Annotated in this window: 1 protein-coding gene; it reads left to right on the top strand. The window is 39.2% G+C overall.

What is annotated here, in order from left to right:
- A partial coding sequence (locus tag B9N62_RS10595; RefSeq protein WP_180382199.1) for a hypothetical protein occupies positions 1-334 on the top strand: 334 nt, incomplete at both ends.

Here is a 334-nt window from a genome sequence, read left to right as displayed (position 1 = left end):
CTACTCCAACCGTAGAATTTACGAGAGACACAAATAATGACGGATTTTTAAATAAAAGCGAAAATGAAGCAAATGGTGATCCGAATACTACTCCTGTTAAAATTACCGTTCCTGCGGATGCAAATGTAGGAGATACGCTAGAAATTACTATTACTAAACCAGACGGTACGACCGAGAATATAACCAAAACCATTACTCCTGAAATAAAAAATAACGGTTATATAATACCTGACATTCCTGTTAAAGACGGAAAGTCTTCTACCGTAAGCGCCTATATAACGGATCAGGCCGGAAATAAGGGCGGCGAAGGCAGAGATACGATAACTACCGATAC

This window comes from Campylobacter concisus (assembly GCF_002165785.1).
GTDB classification, from domain to species: Bacteria; Campylobacterota; Campylobacteria; order Campylobacterales; family Campylobacteraceae; genus Campylobacter_A; species Campylobacter_A concisus_W.
This window is presented reverse-complemented; position numbering and strand designations above follow the sequence as displayed.